Consider the following 4,107-nt stretch of genomic DNA (forward strand, 5'->3'; position numbering starts at 1 on the left):
CCGGAGCAGACATGATCCAGATTCATTCCAAAAAGAAAGACGCGTTCCCATCCTGTGGAAAACACGCTGAAATTGAAGGCGTTGGCTCCGAAAGGAAAATTGAAAACCAAAGCGAAACGCTACGTTAAGTTGAGGCGGGTTTGGTCTGGGAAACTCGGATAATAGCCAAATACCGTCATTTTTTGTACATGAAAATACACTTTGGTAGTGCGGACGTCCGTTCGTTTACAACCAAAAATGAGTGTGCCAGCCTCTTGTCAAATATGCTTTGAAGCTTATCCGTGAGCCGGTCAGATTGGTGTTTGGAGAAGCTGAAATATGGCCTCAAAAATTGAATGCCATGCGGTGTCATACAGTCCTCGCTTTGGGGTGGCCATTCTTTCTGTACATGAAAGGGTTGTGGGCACGTTTGGCAAGGAAGGCGCGGGCGTTGAGCCGTCTTGGACTGGGTTGTGTGTCTAGGTTTCCGGCGCAACGGGAGTATTCACCCGCATGTGCACTGGGAGGGGGCGGGAGCGAATGCCAATTCCGGGAGAGAGCTTTGAGGGCTCAATTATGATCAGGCAAGAACGTGTTTCACGCCTCATCCGATTCCAGAATGACTTGCAAAACTTTAGAGGTCACCCGATGCGCGCCATCATGGGCATTGTTGCTAATTCAATAGCCCGGAGCGGAAAAGCAGGGTTCCGGGCACGAAAGCGTCAACTCGTTACAGGTTTATCCTATTGCCGGTGCTTATGTGCCTGGAACAGGCGAAGCGATCTACTTACCGGTCATTCGCGCCTGCCGATGGGCATCGGCGACATCCGAGGAACGTGAAGAAGATGCCAAGAAACGGCGGCGTGTCTTGGCTCGACCCTTCACAGATCAGAATGAGTATCTCCCACCCAGTTCGATGCTGCCGGTCCTTTGGGTGAGCGACGACCAGACATTCGACGAAATGGAATATTACGTCAGCGCGCGGACCTTGTCCGGCACCGGCAGCCGTGTCGAGTTCGTAAAGGTCTATCCGCCGGAAATTGTTGGAGAGGTTGAATTTGAAGCCTCGGAAAAACGAGCGGCAACGGCCAGCCCGGATCTGACACCCTTCATCCGACCCGAAGACTTGAGGCTGGCGCAAGAAACCTCGCTCTACAAAACCCGGTTTCGGGACCATGTTAGTGGGGGCGTCTTCCCACAGTGTTTCGCCGCCTGGCGGATCCCACGGTCGGAGTGGTCTCAAGTGCCGGGCCTCGAAGAGTGGGTTTCAAATCTGCCAGGTGATAGGCGGGCCTATCGGATAGCCATGCCCAGTTGGGGGGCGTTTACCGACATGCTGGACGGTATCAATTACACGCCAGGCATTGTTCCTGTTGAACCTGAGCCAGGTGCCGGTATTGACCGGTTTGAAACATTCGATGCGATCAATCCGGCAATCAGCACTGATGAAGGGACCTACGTTGACCTGCAACGCCAAGGCTTCATGGGGTGCGAATTTCGGCTGATACAACCAAACCGCATTGTAGCCGATGAGCCTTTCAAGATCGATCATTCGAGCGAACCGACACCTTCATTTCGCTACGAATTCGCGGGTGAGCGCCTTTATGCGCGTTTCTTGCCAAGCAATGCGCCAGTCTATGTGCAAGAACTCGATGAGTTCGTCGTTTTTCAAAGCAAAATAATCTCAGCAACGTCGGGTGAGCCAGTCGCCAAAGGATGGAAAGAATGACCTCACAGATTTCAGATTATGCAGTTCTGGCAATGCAATCCTACGATTTTCTGGATGAAGACGGTCCAGATGTAGAAATTAAAGACGATCTGAAAGTCAACTATAATCTTGAAGGCTTCGGCGGATGGATACTGCGTGACGAAGATGCTGATAGTTTTGAATTGCAAAAATCTGGTTTTAGCGCTGAATTGTTCGAGAAAAACGGTCAATTCGTAATTTCTTTACGTGGCACCGACGATTGGCTCGATTTTTCCGGAGAAGACTGGATCGGCCCGGACGCTGATCTCAATGCCAATAGCGGTTTCATAACAGGACAAATAAGTACGCAGCTTATTCTTGCTGTGAAATATGTCGAAGAGGTACTTGCTCTCGGGGTCTCCCTTGAATCCATCACTTTCACGGGTCATTCCCTCGGTGGGGGATTGGCTAGCGCCTTGGCTGCTCTCTATGACCGTCCCGCATATGTTTTCGATCCTGCTCCGATAAACACAAGCGTCGACGTATTCGATTTCTTGGCATTCACGGAAAGTATTCGAGGAGTTGTAGCCAGTTTTATTACAAACGAAACCCTGGAAAATATTATCGGAGACGTAGCATATAGCAAAGTAGTTCTGAATCTAGCCGCCATCGGAACGACACTGGCTTCAATTGGCGGAGAGCCTCTCCTGAAAGGGATGGCGAGTTTCGACTGGACAGGGATCGGTCCATCCAATTGGCTGGACAATGTTGCTCCACTACCTCCTCTTCCTGAACAACCTGATCTTGTAGAAGCGAACCTCGAAGAACTGCTTGACTGGGTCGACGCGATTGAGTTGTACGAATTTCAACTTACAAATAGATATCAGCAATTACTGACATTCGCGGAGCAAAACGTTGCCGTCTACGCCGTGGATGGCGAAGTACTTCAAGAAATGGCAGCCCCATTTGCCGGAGCGATTCCTGACAATAATGGTACCGAGCTTATTGATATTGGAAAGCATGAACTGAGTGCGGTCGACCTTCATAGCCAACCTTTGCTGGCTCTGACCCAGGTTCGAAGCGAAGACGGAAAAAATATTGTCGCCGACCTCTTCGAGAACATGCCTGGTCTAGTCGACAATATGTTCAATAGCGATCTGACCGGTTTCTATAATCACAAAGGTGAGATAGATTATACTATATTCATGCGGATGCTGATGGATATCAGTAATGAGAATGACCATTTCTACCAAGATTTTTTCACCGAATACAAACGCATCGCTGACACAAATTTCAGCAATGGCCGCAATCCTGTTTCCGAGTATTTTGTACAATCGGGGTTAATTGAACTTGGGGAGCGAGTTCGCCAGGATACGGACAACGACTATCTTGAAGGAGAGCTCGGCGCTCCGGGCGCATTTTTCGGGGTCTCCGAAAATTACCTTTACCAGCAGACGTTTCAACATCCGGAAAGCGCAATCCAGGAAAATGTCGAAACGCTGGACAGCTACATCTACAATACACTTTCAATAAGCGGCTATTGGGCACAGTTTGAAGCTGCCTATAGCTACAATTTATTTTTTGAAGGCACATCGCCTTCCGACGACCTCACTGCCGGTTTCGATCTTTACAACAGCTTTCGAGCCATTGCTGTTGCGATTTCGGGCTCAAGCTCCGCTTCCTTGGATATCCAGGCGACACTTGGGAATGACCAAGCGTCATTGGAAACGCTGACGGCGAATGAAGATCCCAATCAGAAAACAAATCAAGGCTGGTTCCTTCTGGGCAGTCTGAATGGCGCAGACACGGTAACGGGCTCGGACAAGTCCGATCTGATAATCACTCAAGGTGGCGAGGATGTCATTAAAGCAGGAGCCGGCGATGATGTGGTCCTGGGCGGCGATGGCAAGGATGAACTCGACGGCGAGGACGGCAATGACGTTCTGGTCGGAGGGGCCGACGACGACACCTTCATCGGCAGCAAAGGCAATGACCTGATCTTTGGTGGGGATGTTGCTTCTAACGGTCAAGGCGGCGTTGATACAGCTGACTTTACTTCGCTCAATCAATCGATGACCGTTTCATTTTTTCTTGAAAACGCGGGTTTGTCGGGAGGAGTTACCGCAGCCGGTGACGACGTTTAGAGGTGGTTCGGTTTGTCTGAACAGTTTCGGGCGTTTTGCTAAGTGGATTTCCGCCTCAATTATGCCGCCACCATCATCGGCGCCAGCGCTTTGAAGTAAGCCTGATCCGGCGTCTGCCGGTCAAGGGATGAGTGAGGGCGTCGGGTATTGTAAAAGGTCAGATAGCGGCCGATGCCAGCGCGGGCCTCGGACACCGTCTTGTAAGCGTGGAGGTAGACTTCCTCGTATTTGATAGACCGCCAAAGCCGCTCGACGAAGACATTGTCCCGCCAAGCGCCCTTGCCGTCCATCGAGATG

The 4,107-nt window shown here is 50.7% G+C and carries 3 protein-coding genes; 2 read left to right on the forward strand and 1 reads right to left on the reverse strand.

Annotation, left to right across the window (positions count from 1 at the left end):
- The first annotated feature begins 913 nt into the window (after positions 1-913).
- Positions 914-1,708 carry a hypothetical protein gene (locus OA90_RS27330; RefSeq protein WP_156510717.1) on the forward strand — a complete coding sequence of 265 codons (795 nt, stop codon included), beginning with the start codon at positions 914-916 and terminating at the stop codon, positions 1,706-1,708.
- Positions 1,705-3,810: a hypothetical protein gene (locus OA90_RS27335; RefSeq protein ID WP_068420161.1), complete on the forward strand. Its 2,106-nt coding sequence runs from the start codon at positions 1,705-1,707 to the stop codon at positions 3,808-3,810. The genes OA90_RS27330 and OA90_RS27335 overlap by 4 nt, the downstream gene beginning before the upstream one ends.
- A gap of 59 nt (positions 3,811-3,869) precedes the next feature.
- Here OA90_RS27335 and OA90_RS27340 read toward each other — a convergent pair.
- On the reverse strand, positions 3,870-4,107 hold a 238-nt coding region (locus tag OA90_RS27340), incomplete at its 5' end, for an integrase core domain-containing protein (protein ID WP_156510491.1).

Source organism: Labrenzia sp. OB1, assembly GCF_001624695.1.
In the GTDB taxonomy this organism is placed as follows: Bacteria; Pseudomonadota; Alphaproteobacteria; order Rhizobiales; family Stappiaceae; genus Roseibium.

Coding starts and splice junctions, on each gene's coding strand:
- OA90_RS27335 (WP_068420161.1), top strand. CDS start 1,705: ATGACCTCACAGATTTCAGATTATGCAGTTCTGGCAATGCAATCCTAC.